18 protein-coding genes are annotated in these 20,517 nt (G+C 37.7%); 9 read left to right on the forward strand and 9 right to left on the reverse strand.

The genetic code is table 11. The annotated features are described in order from the left end of the window. The first annotated feature begins 6 nt into the window (after positions 1-6). A complete protein-coding gene (locus tag M902_RS16085) occupies positions 7-1,248 on the forward strand; it encodes a sigma-54 dependent transcriptional regulator (RefSeq protein WP_021268594.1) in 1,242 nt (413 codons plus the stop codon). Here the strand turns inward: M902_RS16085 and M902_RS11140 are convergent. Continuing rightward, positions 1,237-2,106 (reverse strand): flagellar basal body-associated FliL family protein, encoded by an 870-nt coding sequence (locus tag M902_RS11140; protein WP_021268705.1) that lies wholly within the window; start codon positions 2,104-2,106, stop codon positions 1,237-1,239. The two genes, M902_RS16085 and M902_RS11140, sit on opposite strands and share 12 nt — an antisense overlap. 200 nt (positions 2,107-2,306) lie before the next feature. Between M902_RS11140 and M902_RS11145 the strand changes: the two genes are divergently transcribed. The 4 genes from M902_RS11145 (at position 2,307) to M902_RS11160 (ending at position 6,707) form a co-directional block, all read left to right on the forward strand. Beyond that, positions 2,307-2,963 (forward strand): hypothetical protein, encoded by a 657-nt coding sequence (locus M902_RS11145; protein WP_021267976.1) that lies wholly within the window; start codon positions 2,307-2,309, stop codon positions 2,961-2,963. Positions 2,964-3,068: 105 nt separating this feature from the next. Continuing rightward, positions 3,069-3,950, forward strand: a complete 882-nt coding sequence (locus M902_RS11150) for a YicC/YloC family endoribonuclease (protein WP_040314719.1) — start codon at positions 3,069-3,071, stop codon at positions 3,948-3,950. A gap of 4 nt (positions 3,951-3,954) precedes the next feature. Next, positions 3,955-4,521 carry a guanylate kinase gene (gmk, locus tag M902_RS11155; RefSeq protein ID WP_021268205.1) on the forward strand — a complete coding sequence of 189 codons (567 nt, stop codon included), beginning with the start codon at positions 3,955-3,957 and terminating at the stop codon, positions 4,519-4,521. Next, entirely contained in the window at positions 4,521-6,707 is a 2,187-nt protein-coding gene (locus M902_RS11160; RefSeq protein ID WP_021268329.1) for a bifunctional (p)ppGpp synthetase/guanosine-3',5'-bis(diphosphate) 3'-pyrophosphohydrolase, read from the forward strand. Before gmk ends, M902_RS11160 begins: the two co-directional genes overlap by 1 nt. A gap of 188 nt (positions 6,708-6,895) precedes the next feature. Here M902_RS11160 and M902_RS11170 read toward each other — a convergent pair whose 3' ends face one another. From M902_RS11170 to M902_RS11190, 5 genes are read right to left on the reverse strand one after another with little or no spacing between them, the layout of a single operon-like run. Then, positions 6,896-8,353: a M17 family metallopeptidase gene (locus M902_RS11170; RefSeq protein WP_021268683.1), complete on the reverse strand. Its 1,458-nt coding sequence runs from the start codon at positions 8,351-8,353 to the stop codon at positions 6,896-6,898. Between the two features lie 19 nt (positions 8,354-8,372). Further along, the gene (locus M902_RS11175) at positions 8,373-9,011 is read right to left on the reverse strand and encodes a YdcF family protein (RefSeq protein ID WP_021267848.1); all 639 of its coding nucleotides are present in this window, start codon (positions 9,009-9,011) and stop codon (positions 8,373-8,375) included. Positions 9,012-9,024: 13 nt separating this feature from the next. Further along, complete coding sequence (locus M902_RS11180) at positions 9,025-9,411, reverse strand: Rid family detoxifying hydrolase (RefSeq protein WP_021268428.1); 387 nt, start codon at positions 9,409-9,411, stop codon at positions 9,025-9,027. Between the two features lie 16 nt (positions 9,412-9,427). After that, positions 9,428-11,761 (reverse strand): NADP-dependent malic enzyme, encoded by a 2,334-nt coding sequence (locus tag M902_RS11185; RefSeq protein ID WP_021268550.1) that lies wholly within the window; start codon positions 11,759-11,761, stop codon positions 9,428-9,430. Positions 11,762-11,821: 60 nt separating this feature from the next. After that, the gene (locus M902_RS11190; protein WP_021268199.1) at positions 11,822-13,231 is read right to left on the reverse strand and encodes a sodium:solute symporter; all 1,410 of its coding nucleotides are present in this window, start codon (positions 13,229-13,231) and stop codon (positions 11,822-11,824) included. 66 nt (positions 13,232-13,297) lie between these two features. Here M902_RS11190 and M902_RS11195 point away from each other — a divergent pair, with 66 nt between their 5' ends. After that, complete coding sequence (locus M902_RS11195) at positions 13,298-14,227, forward strand: hydrogen peroxide-inducible genes activator (RefSeq protein WP_021268307.1); 930 nt, start codon at positions 13,298-13,300, stop codon at positions 14,225-14,227. Between the two features lie 191 nt (positions 14,228-14,418). After that, entirely contained in the window at positions 14,419-15,564 is a 1,146-nt protein-coding gene (locus M902_RS11200) for a serine protease (RefSeq protein WP_021267960.1), read from the forward strand. A 27-nt stretch (positions 15,565-15,591) separates the two neighbouring features. On the opposite strand, the gene M902_RS11205 is transcribed toward M902_RS11200, so the two are convergent. The 3 genes from M902_RS11205 to M902_RS11215 form a co-directional block, all read right to left on the reverse strand. Beyond that, on the reverse strand, positions 15,592-16,566 hold the full coding sequence (locus M902_RS11205) for a YheT family hydrolase (RefSeq protein ID WP_021268011.1): 975 nt from the start codon (positions 16,564-16,566) through the stop codon (positions 15,592-15,594). A 107-nt stretch (positions 16,567-16,673) separates the two neighbouring features. After that, positions 16,674-18,380: an ABC transporter ATP-binding protein gene (locus tag M902_RS16800; RefSeq protein WP_021268702.1), complete on the reverse strand. Its 1,707-nt coding sequence runs from the start codon at positions 18,378-18,380 to the stop codon at positions 16,674-16,676. A 154-nt stretch (positions 18,381-18,534) separates the two neighbouring features. After that, positions 18,535-19,188 carry a lysophospholipid acyltransferase family protein gene (locus M902_RS11215; protein WP_021268247.1) on the reverse strand — a complete coding sequence of 218 codons (654 nt, stop codon included), beginning with the start codon at positions 19,186-19,188 and terminating at the stop codon, positions 18,535-18,537. Between the two features lie 267 nt (positions 19,189-19,455). Between M902_RS11215 and M902_RS11220 the strand changes: the two genes are divergently transcribed. Both M902_RS11220 and M902_RS11225 read left to right on the forward strand, forming a co-directional pair. Then, positions 19,456-20,064: a TetR/AcrR family transcriptional regulator gene (locus tag M902_RS11220; RefSeq protein WP_021268273.1), complete on the forward strand. Its 609-nt coding sequence runs from the start codon at positions 19,456-19,458 to the stop codon at positions 20,062-20,064. Between the two features lie 74 nt (positions 20,065-20,138). Beyond that, positions 20,139-20,423 (forward strand): hypothetical protein, encoded by a 285-nt coding sequence (locus tag M902_RS11225; protein ID WP_021268131.1) that lies wholly within the window; start codon positions 20,139-20,141, stop codon positions 20,421-20,423. The last annotated feature ends 94 nt before the right edge of the window (positions 20,424-20,517 follow it).

The following is a 20,517-nucleotide window of genomic DNA, read 5'->3' on the forward strand; positions in this document are numbered from 1 at the left end:
TTATATATGCTAGAAGTACCAAAGTTAGACAAGCTTGTAAAAGACACATTTTGTGTCCATGGAAATTCTATAGAAATTACACCTTTATTCGGCCCAAAACGTCGGATTTTATTGAATCGAACGGCCTATCGTATTGATTTAACAGGAAAGGACCTCATTGTTGAGCCCTTAAGCATCACTCTACCAATACTTTCTGAACAAGAAGAGGCCGAGTATAATCTATCAATTGTTAAGACTAATGTTGGTGATACATTCTGTCTGTCAGGAATAAATGGAGCGACATTTAGAATTAATGGTACATTCTCATCCCATGCCTATTTAAGAAAAGGAGATGAAGTAGCTTTTGGCCGTAATCGTATCCGTTGCTTATGTGATGATGTTGAACAGGAGCTTGGCCTTGACTACCGAGTTCATCCAAAACTTAACGTATTAATTGAAGGGGAAACTGGGACTGGCAAAACGCACTTAGCAAAAACTCTACATGAACAGAGTGGTGTCAGTGGAAATTTTGTGCACTTAAACTTGAGTTCATATTCTCAAAATATTTTAGAATCTGAGTTATTTGGTCATAAGAAAGGGTCATTTACAGGTGCTTTGAGTGATAAAGATGGAGCATTAAAAATTGCAAATGGAGGGACCCTATTCTTAGATGAAATTGACTCTATTTCAAAGGAGACGCAAGCTAAGTTACTCTTATTTCTAGATGATGGACTTTTTTATCCTGTAGGATCAAATCAAGCTGAATTTATAAAGACAAGAGTTATTGTTGCCTCAGGTAGATCTCTTGAAAAGCTTGTCCAAGAGGGAAAGATGAGGGCAGATTTTTTCTTTCGTGTCTCTTCTGAGGAAGTTATCAGACTTGATTCTTTACGTGAGTGCGAAAAACGCTTAGATCAACTGCTAAACTCGTATGAGTTCAAACATGGTATAACGATACATCCGAAACTAAAGAGGTTTTATCAAAATTATTCATGGCCTGGAAATATTAGACAACTTAATGCTCATCTTAGAAAGAAGTATTTGAAAGGTAAGACTAATCTTCTGACTTATTGTGAAATTGATGAATCACTCATGAAACTAAATCATATAGAAATGGTATCTCAGGATGATCATCAATTTTATTCCTATCGAGAAATGAAGTACCATTACTTTTTGAAAATTTATAATCATTGTGATCAGAATATCAAAGTTTCAGCAAAAGTCTTAGGGGTTACAAATCAGACTCTTCGAACTGTTTTATCCATTTAGAATTGAGTCGATATAAACTCTTTCAACGTTGCCGTCGATTTTTAAATCTTCTATCAATTTATTGACTTCGTAGCGTACTTTCTCTTTGATGATCTTCTTACCTTCAGGCTCAAGGGGAAAGTTCGGTACAACTGCTTGAAGAGACTCGTTAAGACGGTCACGTATTAAAATTTCATTTTCCGGCTTATAGAAATACTGTGCTGTGTAGCGGTTATTAGTCTCAAGAAGAACATCGATAAGGAGAGACTTCATTCCATTTCTATTTTTAATATAAATAGGAACATCCACGTTTCTCAAAAAAATTGTTCTCTTATTTGCAAGACGATAACGAGAACGGCCCCATTTAGCTTTTTCAAGTTCATCTGCACTTGCTATTTTTCTTTCTTGCTTAGGTGAAGTTTTATCTGAGATTTCCTGAATATTCTGATAAACAGAAATCCCTGTAAGTGAAAATACCGTTAGGCTACAAGTTATACCAACGGCCTTTGCTGGTGAAACTGCTGCAAGCTTCATCGCTACATTCTTCGACCAAAATCCCTTGACGGTATTGTATGCCATAAGAGGAGCTTCACCTGAGAGTTTAAAGTTTTTGATGGCCTCGCCAATAGTTGCCAAACTTTGTTTCTTTGCCAGCATAAATGTGACGAATGCCGCAAGTTTAAGCCTAAGCCATTTCCTCGTTGGCCCCGTCAGAAACTCTGGTAGAGCTAAAAGTTTTTTGATAAGGCCAGTAAATGTGGCAAAGAAGTTATGGTAGATTTGCTTGATCTTATCAGGTGTAATTCCAGTAAAAAAAATGGCCAGATTTGAAAGCAAACCATTTAAATATTTTTCAATTTTTAACCATTTATTCATCATTACGAAATATCCCCAATCTATCTCTGTAGTACTTATCGGCAAGTGGTCAAAATACCTGAGTATGTGGTGTTAATTCTTGAGCAATTTAATAGGCTAGGAAGTTTTTTCTGGATGTAGAGGAAGCTGAATGGATTCTTAAGAAATCTCAATAATTACACCGTAAAGAAGGGGTGATGGGGAGAATTATTTAAGGAGAAGACATGCTTAGAGCATTATCATTACTTTCACTTTTGGCCATTATTTCATGTGGGCCGATCTCGATAGATCGCCAGTTTCTTGATGTAATGGGAGAAGAAGATGAGGGATTCTCACTATTTAGCCCTGGTGAAGCCTTTGATACGGTTGGTGGAGACCCAAGCTATGTAAAATATAGTAGGGATGAAATGATGAGAAGAACACCATCTAGCGAGAAGGATTATCCTGCCTGGTCACAAGAAAGACGTCTTAAAATGGAGCTTCAAGGAAAATTGGATAGTATGCGTCCTGAGGATCGTGAAGCTTTTAAACGCAAGGAAAGAATGTTCGATAATGATTCGCAGAAGCTCTACTACTTAACTCTAACAAGAGCTGAGCAGCAACAATATGGCAAAACTCTTGTACAGTACGAGAAACAAAGAAAATTTGATGCACGTAAGCCTGCTTCAATTTTTCATTATTCACCAAGAGCTCAGGCCCACCGCGAAATAGCTCTTGGAATGGATAAGAAGAATGTAATTGATAGATGGGGGAATCCTCATCGTGTTGACACGGCAGGTAATCCTCAGCTTGAAAATGAGCGTTGGACCTTCTTTGAAAATGGAGACCGTAAATATGTCTACTTTAGCCAAGGAAAGGTAGAAGGTTGGTCTCTAGAGTAGTCTAGGAAATAGCTAGGGAAGTATAATAAATATCGAATATTATTACTTCTAGCGGTTGATATCGCTGTGTATTTGAGTTAAAAAAGTCATTCATTGGGAGAGGAAATGGCGAAAAATATATATTCAATGACTGGCTTTGGTAAGGCCGAAGCAGGTAGTGAAAGCCTTCAAGTTACAGTTGAGATCAAGACTGTAAATCATCGTTTTAAAGATATTCGATTTAAAATGTCTTCACTATTCAATAGTGTTGAACTTGAAATGAGAAATCTTATTTCACAGAATTTCAAACGAGGAAGTTTTGATATAAACGTTAGCTATAAACGTCTAGAAACGAAATCACGTTTTGATGATATTGATAGTGAAAAAGTGAACGCTTTTATCAGTTCGATGAAGAACCTGGCCGATAAAAATGAAGTTAAAATTGATATAAAGCCAACTGATTTTTTACGTAATGAATTTATGAAAGAAGTCGATGAGTCTTCAATTGATGAGATGAATAAATTTGCAATTGATGCCCTTAAGGGTGCTATTGAAAATTTAAAAGAATCACGTGAGACTGAAGGTCAGAAGATGGTTGATGTTATTAAAAAGCATCAAAAATCTTATGAAGAATATTTTAATATTGTAAATGATAAGTCAGATGAATTTCAAGCGGCCGTAAAGGAAAGACTTGAGAAGCGATTTGATGAGTATAAAACGGCGATGCCTGTAGATGAACCTCGCTTTATGCAAGAGGTAATCTTCTACTTAGAAAAGATGGATATTCATGAGGAAATTAATCGTATAAATGCCCACCTTTCTAAACTTAATGATCTGCTGACAAAAGGTGGAGAAGTTGGCCGTCAAATTGATTTTCTTATTCAAGAACTTAACCGTGAAACGAACACGACGGGATCGAAGTCAACTCTTCAAGAGATTTCTGAAGCTGTTGTTCAAATGAAGGTTCAGTTAGAAAAGATTCGAGAGCAAGGTTTAAACCTCGAGTAGTATTATGAGTGAAGGTAAAATTATAGTTATTGTTGCACCATCTGGATCAGGGAAATCGACTCTGATTAAGAGAATTAAAAATGAATTCCATGATCTTTTGGAATCTGTTTCTTTTACGACACGTAAAGCACGTGAAGGTGAAGATAATGGAAAGCACTATAACTTTATTACAGTAGATAAGTTTCTTGTTATGAAAGAGCAAGATGCATTCTTAGAGTGGGCACAGGTTCACGGGAATTATTACGGTACATCAAAAGAGTTCGTGGAGAATGAAATAGCCAAAGGGCATAATTTACTTTTCGATCTCGATGTCCAAGGTACCGATTCGTTTAAGGAGTACTTTGGTGACCGAGCACGCGTGATCTTTATTGCTCCACCTAGTGTTGAGGTATTAGAACAAAGGCTTCGTGGCCGTGGTACCGAGACAGATGAAAGTTTAAATATTCGTCTTGATAATGCAAAACGTGAGTTACTAAGAAAGAATGATTACGATTATCTTGTGGTCAATGATGACCTTGAGACGGCATATATTGAATTAAAAGATATTTTTGAAGGAATCTTAAGAAAGTAATGTACCAGCAACTCGATTTCGCCCATGAGCGAGAATTAAATATTGATGAACTTTGTCGACGTGTCGAAACTTATTATCCAGACGCGGATTTCACTCTTTTAAGAAAAGCTTATCTCTTCGCAGAAAAGTCTCATGAGGGACAAATGCGAAGCTCTGGAGAGAAGTATATCATTCACCCGCTGAATGTTGCTGCAACCCTCGTTAAGCTTCATATGGACCTTGATACGATTATTGCAGGCCTTCTTCACGATGTCGTGGAAGATTGTAGTGTTACTCCTGAAGAAATTGAAAAAGAGTTTACGACTGAGATTGCCCAAATTGTTGTTGGCCTCACTAAGATCTCTAAAATGAAGTTTAAGTCAAAGGAGCAATCACAAGCGGAAAACTTCCGAAAAATGGTTGTTGCAATGGCACAAGACCTGCGAGTTATTATTGTTAAGCTTGCAGATCGCATGCACAATATGAAAACTCTTCAGTATGTACGTGAAGAAAAACAAAAGCGTATTGCCGAAGAAACACTTGATATCTATGTTCCATTAGCATCGAGACTAGGTATCAACTCAGTTAAAATTGAACTAGAAGATATTTGTCTTCGCTACTTACACCCTGATGTTTACTATCGCTTGGCCGAAAAAGTTGCGATGAAAAAGAGTGATCGTGAAATCTATATTGGAGACACGATTGGGGTTGTAACAGAAAAGCTTTTTGAATACTCTGTTAAGGCCGACATTACAGGGCGTTCAAAACACTTTTATTCAATTTATAAGAAGATGGTTTCTCGTGGTGTTGATTTCGAACAAATTCACGATATTCTAGCTTTTAGAATAATTGTTAATAATATTACTGAATGTTATAAGGCCCTTGGTGTAATCCACTCCGCATTCACACCAATTCCTGGCCGTTTTAAAGACTATATTGCGATTCCGAAGGTAAACAATTACCAGTCTCTTCACACGACTGTAGTTGGACCTAAGGCAGAAAGAATTGAAATTCAGATTCGTACCCAAGAGATGCATGAAGTTGCTGAACGAGGGATCGCTGCTCACTGGAAGTACAAAGAAGGAATGTCTTCTGGAAAGACAAAACTAGATTGGGTCCAAGAGCTTCTTGAGTACAATAAGGATACTGATAATAGTTCTGAGTTCATGTCTCATGTTAAGAATGACTTAGATGTTGGTGGTGTTTTTGTCTTCACTCCTAATGGGGATGTTTTTGAATTACAAGATAACTCAACACCACTAGACTTTGCCTATCGTGTCCATACCGATATTGGACATCGTTGTGTTGGTGCGAAAGTAAACGGCAGAATGGTACCATTAAAGTACGTTCTACGCTCAGGGGATACGATTGAAATCTTAACTTCTAAAACTCAAACTCCTAATAAAGACTGGCTAAATATTGTTAAGTCTTCTAAGGCAAAGGCCAAGATTAAGTCATGGCTTCTTAAGGCCGAAAGAGAGCGCAATATTGAAGTAGGTAAGGAAACTCTTGATAAGGCATTCAAGGTTCTTGGTACGACTTTAAAAGCCGTTTTAAAGCGTAATGAGCTTGATTATGCGAAAGAAAATTTAACAAATGTAAAAACATATAGTGAAATCTACAATAACGTAGGTGCTGGGAAACTTCACGTTGATAAAGTTATCGAATGTATTCCAGGCCTTAAAGATGAAAAAGTTGATGATGCAAAGAAGAAAGAAATTTCTTCTCTAACTTCAACAATTTCTCGTACTGCTAAAAAACGTGCCCATAAAGATAATGCTGTAATTGTTGATGGTATGGATGACCTAATGGTTCGTATGGCCCGTTGTTGTAACCCTATTCCAGGGGATCCTATTATAGGATATATCACTCGTGGCCGTGGAATTACGATTCATCGTTCAGACTGTACTCGCTACGATGTAGGTGATGTTGGAAGACAAATTGCCGTTGAATGGAATGAGAATTTTACGTTCAAGCATCCAGTAAATATTCGAGTTCTTACTCATGATCGTCCAGGTATTCTTTCAATGATCTCTAAAGAGATTGGAAATCTTGGTGTTAATATTCGCTCAGCTATGGCGAAGTCAACGCAAGATAGAAAGGGGAGCTTAATCTTTGAAATTGAAGTTAAGGATTACTCGGAACTTCTTAAGACGATTTCTGGACTTGAAGCACTAGACTCCGTGATCTCTGTTACAAGAGGATAGCGAAATTGACTGGCCAAAGCCAGTCTATGTTTCGCTATGCTAGCTCCCATCGCAATAAAATGAAATTTATATTCAGTAAGCCGGGTTCAGGCCCGGCTTTTATGTTCAGGATGAACGGTATGTCCACGCAGGCAGGAGCCGAGAGTGGACGTTGTCTGAGGAGCAATGGGAAAGCTCCTCTTAGCCAATTAATTTTGAAAATATCCAATTAAAGTTTCAACACCTTGACCAGAACCACCTTCTTGAGCAAGTGATGGTCTAAATCCACTTGTCCAACCAAAGATATCAAAGTGTGCCCATTTAGTGTCACCAATGAATTTCTCTAAGAAAAGTGCTGCACCAATAGAGCCACCTTTTACCTTAGACATATTATTCATATCAGCAAAGTTCGATTTGAAGCCTTTGTAGTAAGGTCTATATAAAGGCATACGCCAAGAAAGGTCACCATTCTTTTGAGAGGCCTTTAGAAGCTTGTCAGCAAGCTCGTCATCGTTTGCAAACATACTTGTAACAAAGTCACCCATCGAAACTTTTGCTGCTCCAGTTAGTGTTGCAAAATCAATTAGAACTTCAGGCTTTTCTTTTTGAGTGATTGCAATATCCATAGCATCTGCAAGAGCTAGTCTTCCTTCTGCATCAGTATTACCAATTTCAACCTTTAGGCCATTGCGTGAAGTGTAGATGTCTCCTGGTCGAGAAGCTAACTCATTAATAGAGTTTTCTGCAAGAGCGAGGTAAAGATCGACCTTCTTTTTTACGCCTGATTTCTCAAGCCAAGTTGCAAAGCCCATAACAGTTGCTGAACCACCCATATCTTTTTTCATTACGCCCATACCTGCGCCACTCTTAACATTTAGTCCACCACAGTCAAATGTGATCCCTTTACCAACAATAGCAGTTGGTTTCCCTTTTGCTCCAGTTGGTCTGTATTTAAGATGAACAATTCTTGGAGGTGTAGCAGACGCTTGTCCAACACTTAGAATTAGCCCACAGTTTTCCTTGGCAAGCTTCTTCTCATCGTAAACAGTAACTTTCATTGTTGTTGATTTTGCAAAGTACTTCTTAACAGCATTCGCATAAGTTACAGGATTTAATATATTTGCAGGAAGATTAACTAAGTGCCTTGCTGTATTAATTGATTGTGCTATAGATAGAGCTGAGTCTACTATCGACTTCGTTACTTTCTTTCCGTCATTAAAGAAAGAGATTGCACCAAAGCTTAATTCTTCTTTAAAACGGTAAAGGGCAAGTTCCAAACCTACGATTGCACCAGTAATCATTTCTTGGTCAAGTCCGTAGAAGTTAACTTCTACTTTCTTCGATCTTTCTTTTGTGATCTGACCAACAAGAGATCCTAGAGCCTCTCTTGCAAGTGAATAGCTACTATCTGCAATCAGGTTATAATGTTGCTCTTCAGCTTTAACTTCTTCAATAACCTTGAAGATAATAGGGCCTTCACTACCAAGGATACTAACTTCTTTCTCTTCTCCAATTCTACCAATGATCCACTCTGGGATATGCTCAGAATGAGTGATATTACTTTCTTCTAATGCGCTAGCTGTTAGTAAGTAAATTTTCGTTACTGTTGAACGAAGTGTTTTTGGGCCACTTTTCTTAGTTGCCATGATTGATGGAACGATATTCATTATTCCTCCTATTTAAATTTTAATCTTCACTGGCCAAGGCCAAGTAAGTAAGTGTTCTGAAGTATTTAAATACTTCTTTGTAGATAATTTTAAGACTTCTGAAAGAGTTTAGTGGTGACTTTACTCCCCAGAAAAAGAACTTGTAGTGATCGCTTTTACGACGACGATATTCGATAATCGATTTGATTCGAAGAATATGGTAGTCGTGCGATACAATTAATACTGAGTCAATATTACTCTTTTTACGAAGAGCTTGAAGTGTTTCTAATACATTCTCATATGTATTTTTTGCATTGTAATCAATGTCGAGAAAGTCATGATTAATTTCATCAGTGATTTGATGACTTTGTATAAGAGTACTTACATTGTTTTTTGTATGAACTCCTGAAATGAGAATATTCTCTTGATTGTATTCTTTTGCTAAGCGAATTGCTTCTTGAATGCGACCTCTATCTCCAGTAAAGACAACGATAATATCAGGTCGTTTCTTATAGAAAGTTTCTTTTGTTTTAACGTTTTCATTTTGAGAGTAGAGGATGAGAGTATAAGAAAGAAGTGAATAACCTAGAATAAAAATAACAAACTTAGAGAAAAGCTCTAGGGCCTTTCTCCAAGATCTTGTTTGTTTTGTTTCAAATACATACTTCTTATCAAACATAAAACAGTATTATCTATCCTTTCGCTGCGATAACTTCAATTTCTACCACAGCTCCCTTAGGAAGTGCTGGAACTTGAACACAGCTTCTTGCTGGGTATGGAGCTGTAAAGTAAGCTTCATAAGCAGCATTAACCTCACCAAAATTGGCTAGGTCAGTAACAAAAATTGAAGTTTTGATGATGTGCTCACGAGTTAGGTTTTGAGACTCTAGAAGACCATCAATATTCTTCATAATTTGATTAAGTTGAGGAACAAATCCTTCTTTTAATTCACTAGTCGCTGGATCAATTCCAATCTGACCTGAAAAGAAGTAAGTTCCATTATATTCAACACCTTGCGAGTATGTACCAACCGCGCTTGGTGCCTTATCTGTTGCAATAATATTCTTTTTAAAGCTCATATAATTATCCTTCCTATTAGTCGTGCTTTGGCTCTTCTAATGATCTAAGGGCCGTTAAGCGACAAGAGTCAACGATCTCTTTAATTGAAGCTGTTCTTTGAATGATATTAACTGTCTGATTCATTGGAGCAAGAATTGGCCCAATTGCAGAAGCTTCACTCAGTTGAGCAAGAAGCTTGTAAGAGATATTTGCAGAGTTAAGCTCAGGGAAGATAAGGATATCAGCCGAACCACCAAGTTCACTGAAGTCAAATAGGTGGTCCATAATTCCTGCATTTACTGCAACGTCAGCTTGCATTTCACCTTCGATCTTAAGCTCTGGGTATTTTTCCTTCGCTAGTTTTGTTGCCGTCTTCATCTTCTTTGCATCAGGAAGTTTTGAATCTCCAAAGTTTGAATAACTTAAGAAAGCAATTCTTGGCTCTCTTCTCATAAGCGACTTGTAAAGATGCTGAGTTGATTTTGCAATTTCTACAAGATCTTCTGCTGAAGGATCAGGTTGTACAGTTGTATCTGCAAGGAATAGAACACGGTCCTTAAATACTAGGATAAAAACACCCGCTGCTTTTTTACCTGGTTGAGCTCCAATTACACTTAGTGCTGGCTTTAGGCAGTCACTATAATTTAGAGTTGGCCCTGCTATAAAAGCATCTGCTAGCCCTTTCTTCACCATCATTGAACCGTAAAAATTCTCTTGAATCATTAAGTCTTCGGCCGCATTAAGGGAAACACCTTCTCTTTGCTTCATTTCACAGTATTCAGTATAGAATTCTTTGAAGTTTGGAGCTTTGCGTGGACGAATTATCTCAATGCTATCATCTAGAACATCTTCTAAGTTAAGAGACTTAATTTTTGCTTTGATATCATCAGGGTGCCCAAGAAGGATCGGTTGAATTGTATCACCTTCTGCAAGAGTTTTTGCTACGTGAAGAATTCTTGTGTTAACACCTTCTGCAAAAACCATTCTAACTTTCTTTCCATCACGTGCTTTGATTTGTGAAGCAAGACGATCACGAACAGTTTTCATGAAAGCACCTGATGCCGATAAACGACTTGCTAGGTACTCAGAGTATTCTTGAAGATCATCGATATTCATTCTAGCAACACCCGTATCCATGGCCGCTTTAGCAACAGCTGGAGCAAGTCTTACAAGAACACGTGTATCAAATGGTTTTGGAATAATATAATTCTTTCCGTATTTGAAGTCTTCACCTTGGTAAGCAAGTTTTACTTCGTCAGGAACTTCTTCTTTTGCAAGTTCAGCAAGAGCATAAACTGCAGCAAGCTTCATCTCTTCATTAATCTTACGTGCGCGAACATCAAGTGCTCCTCTAAAGATTGAAGGGAAACCTAGAACGTTATTAACTTGGTTAGGGAAGTCAGAGCGTCCTGTTGCCATAATTGCATCATCACGAACTTCTTCAACTTCACTTGGAAGAATTTCTGGATCAGGGTTTGCCATAGCAAAGATGATTGGGCTTTTTGCCATCGTCTTAACCATTTCTTTTGTTAAAACACCCTTAGCTGAACAACCGATAAATACATCAGCATCAACCATTGCATCCCCAAGAGTTCTTGCATCTGTTTCGTTTGCAAACTCTTCTTTGTATTTATTCATTCCATCTTCACGGCCTTTATAAATAACACCACGTGAATCTGTCATAATTAAGTTTTCTGGCTTTACTCCAAGGTGGAAGAAAAGCTTTGCACATGCCATTGAAGCGGCACCTGCACCAGAGAATACAACTTTTACTTTATCAATTTTTTTCTTAGATAATTCTAGTGCGTTGATGAAACCTGCTGCTGCAATAATTGCAGTACCGTGCTGGTCATCATGGAATACTGGAATATCCATTTTTTCAATTAATTGTTTTTCGATTTCAAAACATTCTGGTGCTTTAATATCTTCAAGGTTGATACCACCAAAAGTTGGTTCAAGTGCCTTAACAACATTAACCATTCCATCAACAGTTGACTCTTCAACTTCAATATCAAATACATCGATATCGGCGAAGCGCTTGAAAAGAATACCTTTTCCTTCCATTACTGGCTTACCAGCAGCAGCTCCGATATTTCCAAGACCAAGAACAGCAGAACCGTTTGAAACAACGGCCACAAGATTTCCTTTAGCTGTGTACTTGTAAACATCATCCGGGTTCTTTGCAATTTCTAGACATGGGTGAGCAACACCTGGAGAGTATGCTTTTGTTAAATCAGATGCTGTTAAACATGGTTTTGTTGCAACAACTTCGATTTTTCCAGGGCGTCCCATTGAGTGGTAATTTAGTGCTTTTTCAATTTTTTGAGCATCCGCGCTCGGTTTGTCCGTGACTTTTTTATTATCAGTCATATGTAATCCTTTGAACTTAAAATCCTACGAAATTAAGTACAAAGGATACACTTGAGGCCCTTATCCGACTAGCTTTTTATCCCTAATTAGGTGATAAATGAGCAGAGTTAGACTTGTTGCAATAATACCAATATAGAGTTCGTCAATATTGGCGTAAATGCCAGTTCTTGAAATATGGCGCCATGTGGCAACTGTGACAACACCTACTAAACAGGCCGTCACAAACTGGTTGTCACTGATTCGTTTCGGAAAGAGGTAGCCATAAACGACTGGTAGCAGTAGACATGATGCAGAAAATGAACCAAGAGTCTTCCAAACAGATTTTATATTGCCCTGGAAGTATTCAGACATAATCACAGTTAAAACGGCAACAAAAATAACACCAAAGTGGTGAATCCAAATACGACCTTTGTATTTCTTAGGTGCAAGGTCATAGGCCAAGTTTGTTCCTGCAATAAATAGGTAGGAATCAAGTGTTGATAATATTGTTGCAAGAATCCCTGCTAATAAAAACCCCTTAAGTCCATGAGGCAGAATTTGAATTGCATATGTTAGGTAAGCATGTGCGCTCTGAGCGTCTGGGATTGCGGCTTTTGCATACATCGCTCCAAACGTCGTACAGATATCAAAACAAAACCAAATGAAAGTTGAGATTAAAATACCTTTCTTTGAAACTTCTCCACTTGTGGCCGAAAAACAGCGTTGGTAAAAATTTGGATCGACTAGAGTTGATAGGGCGATAAAACCCCAGACAAAAGTAGTTGCTAATGAGTTTTTACCAGTTAATGACCAGTAGGACTCAGGTAGGTTTGCTTTTAAATATGAGATGCCACCAAATTCAAAGAAAGAGAATCCTAGAACTAAAGCAACTGCTATACACATCACAAAGAATTGAATGAGGTCGGAAAATACAACTGATCTCAATCCGCCCCACATTGAGTAGAGAACAACGAACCCAACTCCAAGACTTGTGTTAAGTAATAGTGATCCACCAAAAATTAGTTGCAGAAAAATACCTAAACTAATTCCGTAAGCAATTGGGAGAACATTGAAGAAGTTAAAAACTGCAGTGAGTTTTGCTGAGCGAGGCCCAAACATTTTTTCAACTAGATCTGGGAGAGTAACTGCGTGATAAGGCTCAATTTTATCAATGAGAAAGAAAGCAAAAATAATATAGGCGATGTACCAGAAAACACCTTGAGTGATAAAGTTGTAAATTCCCTGATTAAAGGCAATCTCAGTTACTCCAAAAATTCCGCCATACCAAGTTGCGACAAGTGTCGCCACAAAAAGAGGCAGTGTAAGTCTTCTTCCCATGATCAGTAGATCGAGAAATGACTCTTTTTCTGAGGACTTATTCATACGGTATTGGCCATAAATAACACTGGTAATAGTTAAGCCTAAGATGGCAAAAAATATAAATAAGTCTAAAGATGATAGACTTTGAAATAAATCAATGCTGTTGTTCATATAGTCTCCGATTATGAAGTATGATATAGTATAGAAATTATAAATCAACCTTCAGGAACTCTTGTTATGACTATAACTCAGCTGGAATATGTATTAGCAGTCGATAAACACCGTCACTTTAGAAAAGCATCTGAAGAGTGTCATGTCTCTCAACCAACATTGAGTATGCAAATACAAAAGCTAGAAGATAGTTTAGGTTTTGTTATATTTGATCGCTCTAAGAATCCAATCGTTCCAACTATTGAGGGTGAAACATTTATTGCTCAAGCTAGGGTTGTTAATAAAGAGTTTAAAAAATTAAAAGATATTGCAAGTGATCCAATTGTCGGTATAGAAGGCGAGTTCAAGCTAGGAGTCATTCCAACTTTGGCACCTTACCTTGTACCTCTTTTCCTAAGTCGCTTCGTAAAAGAGTTTCCAAAAGTTGATCTGATAATCGAAGAGAGAACGACTGATGAAATTATTGAGAAACTTGACCGCGATGAATTAGATGCAGGGCTTCTTGTTACTCCACTTCATAATAATCAGCTCGTTGAAAGAGTACTATTTTATGAACCACTCTACGGCTTTATTGCTAAAGATCACGAACTCTATCACAAGAGTCAATTAGATTACTCAGACTTAGACAAAGATGGACTTTGGCTCCTTCAGGAAGGTCATTGTCTACGTGGCCAGGTCTTAAACCTTTGCCAGAAAGTTAAAGGCTTTCAACACTTTGAGAGTGGGTCTCTAGAGACAATTAAGAATCTTGTGGCCAAGGATAGTGGTTATACGATTATTCCTCATCTCGATATGTTGGATTTAACAGGTGCTCGAAAGAAAATGCTTCGCTCATTTTCGCCTCCGGTTCCAACTCGTGAAGTCTCTATAGTTTACGGACGAATCTTTTACAAAGAGAAGGTTATTGATGCACTGGAAGGAATGATCCTTAAAGTTATTCCAAAAGAGCTTAAGAGCTATAAAAATGCCGATGTTTCAATAATTCCTATTGATTAGGTGACATTTTAGCACCGCTATTTATTGTAATTTTTTGATCATTTCTGACATTTGCTTAATTTTGGCCATTATTGGCCTATAAAAAAGACACCTCGGTTCTTATATCATGTTTAATTTTCTATAAATTACTCAGTCAACAAGTTCATAAAAGGGCTTGAAAGATTCCATAAGGAAGATTGGAGGAGAGGGTAATGTCAGTAAGAAGTTGCATGTTTTTATTAGTTGTTGTTTCCACATTTTTAACAGTTTCATGTGGGAAAAGTGTTCCAGCTTCCGCAGATGCAGATGTAGCAACCGGATCTATTATTGTTGGTGATGTAGACTGGCAAGAAGTGATAGCCTTTGATGATTCTTCAGATGTTAGAAAGAATTCGAAAGCTGTAGCTGACATTCAATTCTCAAACAGTGGCCGTTGCACTGGCTTTTTAATTTCCGATAACGTTCTAATGACAAACCATCACTGTATCACAAGCGCAGCTGATATCATTGGAATGAAAGTTTTTATGAAACATGAAAAAGGTATTTCAAAGGAAAACCAAGGTGAGATCACATGTGATGAGTTCATCGGTAATGATGAGGATTTAGACTTTGCTCTTGTAAAGTGTGAAGGGTCCCCTGGACAGACTTACGGTAAAGTTGTTTTAGATACAACTGAGCCGGTTGAGGGAGATAGTGTTTATGTTATCCACCAAAATTGTGATTACTATACTGATTACAATTGTGACTGGACGAAGAAAGTATCTGAAGGAAAAGTGGTAGGGCTTAGAGGAGATGTTTTATATGATGCTGATACTTTAGGAGGATCATCTGGTTCACCAGTATTTAATGCTGACTCTGATAAGGTATATGCTATTCACCACGCTGGTTATGGCGGATGGGCAGGACGCGGAGTTTATAATGGTGCAGTATCAATGAGTCGAATAGTTCCATTTATCCTAGAAAACTTCCCAAGTGTTTTAGCGCAAGATCAAGATGATAACGATTCAACAGACAAACCAAGCTCTGATAATAATACTGCACAAACGGCAACGGAGTTAGGTTCAGGATTCTCTGAAAATGTTGAAATCGACAGTGAAGAAGATGTTGATTTCTATAAAGCTGAAATGAAAGCAGGTGAAGTTTTAGACTTTAGAATCTTCTTTTCTCATAGTGAAGGTGATTTAGACTTTGAAGTTTTAAAGAAAATGGGTTCATCTTTTAAAGTTGTCTCTCGTAAAGAATCTTCAAGTGACAATGAGGCCGTGAGATTAAGAGTGAATTCTTCTAATACTTACTATATCAAGGTTTATGGTTACGCGGGATCAAAAGCAAAATATAAAGTTCAATTTAAAAAATAAAATAGGGCCTCCAGTTGGAGGCCTTTCTTATATCTTCATTTTTAAAAAATCTAAAATTCGTTGTTCATACCAATAATATTTTTCTGAGGGTGATTTAATAAATCCAACATGACCACCATTTTTTGGGACCTCAAGGTATAAATTACTCTTCCTTTGGGCCAACTCATAAGGATAACTTTCTTCTGATAAGAAGGGATCATCGTAAGCATTTAGTATGTAGAGTGGGACACGAATCTTTTCCAAGTGGGCAATAGGTGATGCCTCTTCTCGGTAGTGGTAACCATCGCGGTAGCCGTAAATCGGTGCCGTAACATACTCGTCAAACTCATCGATATGTTTGATATTTCTTACTTTATTGAGGTCTACTGGCAGCTCCATTAGTTTGGCCTTCTCAATAACTTTCTTTCTCATTGAGTAAACAAAGACATGACGATAGATATGACGTGAGATCTCAGTTTTTAACTTTACTGAGCAGCCATTCAAGTCCATTGGTGATGAGAGGATAAAACCACGGTAGATTTTATGATTTACAGCTTCAGGGTGTCGTCCTAGGTAGTTTGCTGTGATGGCGCCACCAAGGCTTATACCCATCAGGGACACGTGAACATAGTCTTCTGTGACACTATCAATGAGAAATTTCAGGTCGTGATAGTCTTGAGCGTTATAAAACTTTTGAGTACGGTTAAGAGCTCCTCCACATGAGCGCATATCCCATGAGATGACATCATAGCCGTGAGAGTTAAACTTCTTCATCATATCGACAATGTAGCGGTCTCTACCGTTTCCCTCTAGGCCATGGGAAATGATGATTAAGTGTTTTTTCTCAAGAGGAGAGTTTGTCGATGATTTGTAATATCGAAGAAAATCCCCGTCTGGTGTTGTCAGGGTTCTTTTTTCAAATTCATGCTTTGGAGTTCTTCTAATAAAAAAGGGAATGATTGTTTGTAGGTGACCATTCTTTAGAGACTGATGACAAGTATAGCTTGATTCAATAACAGGCATTTCGTTTCCTCCGTCTCTCTATTATAGCGTAAAAAATGGAAATAAAAAAAGGAGGTCATTGACCTCCTTTCCTGTAAATTTATCTAAAATTTAGTTTAGAAAATTAATTAAAGTAATTCTTTTGGAACACCTCTAGGAATAGCGCTTAGAAGTTTCTTCGTGTACTCATCTTGTGGGTTACGGTAAACCTCGTGTGCTGGACCGTATTCAACAATTTTACCTTTGTTCATTACACCAATTTCATCTGAGATATACTTAACAACAGATAGATCGTGAGAAATGAAGATATAAGTAAGACCTAGTTCATCTTGAAGATCTTGAAGAAGGTTAAGTACTTGTGCTTGAACTGATACATCTAGTGCTGAAACCGACTCATCACAAATGATGAACTCTGGCTTAAGAGAAAGTGCACGAGCAATACAGATTCTTTGACGTTGTCCGCCAGAGAACTCGTGTGGGTAGCGGTTAAGGTGATCACCTTTTAGGCCTACTTTTTCTAGAAGGTCAGCAGCTACTGCGTATCTTTCTTTCTTTGTTCCACCGATTCCGTGAATAACCATTGGTTCAGTAACAATATCACCAATAGTCATACGTGGGTTAAGAGAAGAGTATGGGTCTTGGAAAATGATTTGCATTCTCTCACGCATCTCTCTCATTTGAGTTTTATTTAAGTTTGTTACGTTAACACCGTCGTAAATTACTTCACCTGCTGTTGGCTCTAGAAGTCTAAGGATTGTACGACCAAGAGTAGTTTTACCACAACCTGACTCACCAACTAGACCAAGTGTACGACCTTTTCTTACTTGAAGAGTTACATCGTCAACGGCCTTAAACCAATCTACAGTACGGCCAAAGATTCCACCTTTAATTGGGAAGTGCTTGTTGAAGTTTTTAACTTCAAGAAGAACTGGGTTATCAGTTTCATTAATTTCTCTTGGCTTTTTCATTTCAAGTGCTGATACATCAATATCTTCTTTTGCATTTAAGAAGTCATCAACAGTAAGAAGTCTTACTGGGTTCTCATCTAGACTTGGACGACAAGCTAGAAGACCTTTTGTGTAAGGGTGTTTTGGATTTTCGAAAAGTGCCTTCGTTGTATTTTGTTCAACGAGATCACCTCTGAACATAACAGCAACTTCATCAGCAATGTCTGCAATAACTGCAAGGTCATGCGTAATGAAAAGCATACTCATATTATGTCTTCTTTGAAGATCAAACATTAGCTCAAGAACTTGCTTTTGAATTGTAACGTCAAGAGCTGTTGTTGGCTCGTCACAAATTAGAAGTTCCGGCTCACATGCCATTGCCATTGCGATCATAACACGTTGCTTTTGACCACCTGACATTTGGTGTGGATATTTATCAACCGATTCTTCTGGAGAAGGAATACCAACTTCTTCATATAATTCAATTGTTCTCTTACGAGCTTGTTCTTTATTCATTCCTTGGTGAAGCATAAGCACTTCATCAATTTGATTACCAGTTGTAAAAACAGGGTTTAAAGATGTCATTGGCTCTTGGAAGATCATTGCAATCTTATTACCACGAAGCTCTCTCATTCTTTCATTAGAAGCCTTTGTTAGGTCTTCACCATTGAATAGAATTTCACCTTCGCTAATTCTTCCAGGAGGGTTAGGAATAAGTCCCATAATTGCTAAAGATGTTACTGACTTACCTGAACCAGATTCACCAACAAGCCCAACAGTTTTTCCTTTAGGAATACTTAGGTTTAAGCTTTTTACGGCCTTAACTTTTTCATCTTCTGTTTGAAATTCAACTGTAAGGTTTTTAATTTCCAGCATATTCTCTGCCATAGCATCTCACTTTTTAAACAATATTGATCAATTCTTAATTATAATAAAATTTTTTGGGTTCTTTATAGTAACTTAAATTTGTACCACTAACGACACATTATTTCACGACTTAATTCATCAAAAATTCTCGGTAATTCTATATGATTTCAATATTTTATAGTTCTACATACTTGCTAATTTGATCAGAAAGGCATTGTTGCGTCGTGACAATTTGCTCGCAATAGGTTGTTAAATAGTCATTGTTTAGACTGTCTACCTGAAATGGGTGGCCATAGGCAATGTAAATGCGACCAAATGGTTTAGGGATCTTTGTTTTGTCCCAGCTTTTGGAAATGCAGAAACGACGAGTTGATACCGACTGGATACAAAGAACTGGCGCTTCGCATTCGTGGCTCACGACAAGTATCCCTTTTTTAGGTACATAGCTTGGTCCTCGAGGGCCGTCGACAGTGATTGCAGAATTAAGTCTCTTCTCATTGATCTGCTCAATCATGGATTGTAGTGCTTTGGCTCCGCCACGTGAAGAGCTTCCACGAGTTGGAGTAAAACCAAGTTTGGAAATTGTGTCTGCGGCCAGACTTCCATCTTTTGATTGTGATGCCATGGTAACTAGTCCTGTGTCTAGCTCTGTTAAAACTGAAGTAGGATAGTGCTCGTGCCATACTGCTAAAGTGTAATTACCGTGTTTCCCCATTTTTTTTGCAAGTTCTAAATTCTCTGGATTTAGAACAACAATTTTTGATGTGAGTTTAACAAATCTTAGGTACCAAGAAACTAATGTGGGAACAATTTTTAATAATATAGACATTTCGTCATTATCTCAAAGTTAAGATTCTTCGTAAATTAAGCAATTTTAAAAAAATAAGTGTTTATAAAATAGACAATAATCTCTCAAAAAGTCCATATAATAGGCAATGATGAAGATCAGCTGACTAAAATTTTACCTACGAATTACCATCTTTTAACTTAATTAAGATGAGCGTCATCCATGAATCGACTATGATCAAAATAGAAAGAGTTCTCGACCAATTAGCTCGGGAGCTACTTGTTCTACGCTGACCATGAAGGAGGTGTTATGGCAGGTTTACGAGAAATCAAGAAACAGAGAACGAGAGAAATGATTCTAAAAAACTCAATGGAATTATTTACTCAAAAAGGGGTTGATGAAGTAGGAATGCGAGAATTGGCCCAAGTGTGTGGATTGGGGATTGGAACTTACTATAATTACTTTAAGTCGAAAGAGGATGTCATCTTCAGTCTATTTAGAGAAAACTTAAATTCTGCAATTACGAACAAGCCTTTCCGCGTTGAAGAAAATGAATCAAACGCAGATAACCTTGCAAATAATTACAAAGCGATTTTTCAGGAATTAATGATTCATAAGAATATCGCTGATGAATTTTTATCTCTTGCGTACAATACTAAAAATATGGCCGATAATGACTCTGTTGCCGCGAGATTGACTCCGCAGATCGTTGATCTCTATTGGGGCTGGGTGCAACCACTGTTTAGAAGTGCTGGAATTATTATTCGCACCGAAGAGGAAGTAGGTTTTAGAAGAATGCTGTGGCACCACTTCTTATCAAGCTTTCATGCATATACTTCTTCCTTTGGGGCAGAGGAGAGTATTGATTATATACGCTTCACTTCACGCCACTTACTAGGTGGACTTAATTCGAATTAATCTTAAGGGAGCTGCGGCTCCCTTTTTACCTTTATTAAGTCCGCTCTCATCAATAGTTGTCCGAAGTAGATAATATGTCCTTCAAGAAAATATTCTCAATCATATTCTTTATCGTTCTCCTATTGTCATGTTTTAACGAGGGAGTCGATTCTCCGCTAAGGGCCCCTGCAAGTATTTATCAATACAAAGTGATCTCATATACATCAAGTGCAATTGAATGCCGTGGCCATGTCGATGATAGAGATGTGGAGGGAACTCTTTTAGAGACTGTACCACTGGGCCCACGAGGACAAGCACCAATTAATATATGTGGTGAAGAACTAAGTTCTTTAAAGAGTGATCGAATACGTCTTTATTGACTCTAAGTGAACCAATTCTAAACTGGCATCCCAGTTGCAACATAATATTCCAAATAAAAGAAATTGAACCAAGTTACAGCTTTCTATCGACAAA

This window comes from Bacteriovorax sp. BAL6_X (assembly GCF_000443995.1).
Lineage (GTDB): Bacteria > Bdellovibrionota > Bacteriovoracia > Bacteriovoracales > Bacteriovoracaceae > Halobacteriovorax_A.

Bases quoted from the DNA above. Each gene is read 5' to 3' on its own strand.
- M902_RS16085 (WP_021268594.1), top strand. From the start codon at position 7: ATGCTAGAAGTACCAAAGTTAGACAAGCTTGTAAAAGACACATTTTGT.
- M902_RS11140 (WP_021268705.1), bottom strand. From the start codon at position 2,106: ATGATGAATAAATGGTTAAAAATTGAAAAATATTTAAATGGTTTGCTT.
- M902_RS11145 (WP_021267976.1), top strand. From the start codon at position 2,307: ATGCTTAGAGCATTATCATTACTTTCACTTTTGGCCATTATTTCATGT.
- M902_RS11150 (WP_040314719.1), top strand. From the start codon at position 3,069: ATGGCGAAAAATATATATTCAATGACTGGCTTTGGTAAGGCCGAAGCA.
- gmk (WP_021268205.1), top strand. From the start codon at position 3,955: ATGAGTGAAGGTAAAATTATAGTTATTGTTGCACCATCTGGATCAGGG.
- M902_RS11160 (WP_021268329.1), top strand. From the start codon at position 4,521: ATGTACCAGCAACTCGATTTCGCCCATGAGCGAGAATTAAATATTGAT.
- M902_RS11170 (WP_021268683.1), bottom strand. From the start codon at position 8,353: ATGAATATCGTTCCATCAATCATGGCAACTAAGAAAAGTGGCCCAAAA.
- M902_RS11175 (WP_021267848.1), bottom strand. From the start codon at position 9,011: ATGTTTGATAAGAAGTATGTATTTGAAACAAAACAAACAAGATCTTGG.
- M902_RS11180 (WP_021268428.1), bottom strand. From the start codon at position 9,411: ATGAGCTTTAAAAAGAATATTATTGCAACAGATAAGGCACCAAGCGCG.
- M902_RS11185 (WP_021268550.1), bottom strand. From the start codon at position 11,761: ATGACTGATAATAAAAAAGTCACGGACAAACCGAGCGCGGATGCTCAA.
- M902_RS11190 (WP_021268199.1), bottom strand. From the start codon at position 13,231: ATGAACAACAGCATTGATTTATTTCAAAGTCTATCATCTTTAGACTTA.
- M902_RS11195 (WP_021268307.1), top strand. From the start codon at position 13,298: ATGACTATAACTCAGCTGGAATATGTATTAGCAGTCGATAAACACCGT.
- M902_RS11200 (WP_021267960.1), top strand. From the start codon at position 14,419: ATGTCAGTAAGAAGTTGCATGTTTTTATTAGTTGTTGTTTCCACATTT.
- M902_RS11205 (WP_021268011.1), bottom strand. From the start codon at position 16,566: ATGCCTGTTATTGAATCAAGCTATACTTGTCATCAGTCTCTAAAGAAT.
- M902_RS16800 (WP_021268702.1), bottom strand. From the start codon at position 18,380: ATGGCAGAGAATATGCTGGAAATTAAAAACCTTACAGTTGAATTTCAA.
- M902_RS11215 (WP_021268247.1), bottom strand. From the start codon at position 19,188: ATGTCTATATTATTAAAAATTGTTCCCACATTAGTTTCTTGGTACCTA.
- M902_RS11220 (WP_021268273.1), top strand. From the start codon at position 19,456: ATGGCAGGTTTACGAGAAATCAAGAAACAGAGAACGAGAGAAATGATT.
- M902_RS11225 (WP_021268131.1), top strand. From the start codon at position 20,139: ATGTCCTTCAAGAAAATATTCTCAATCATATTCTTTATCGTTCTCCTA.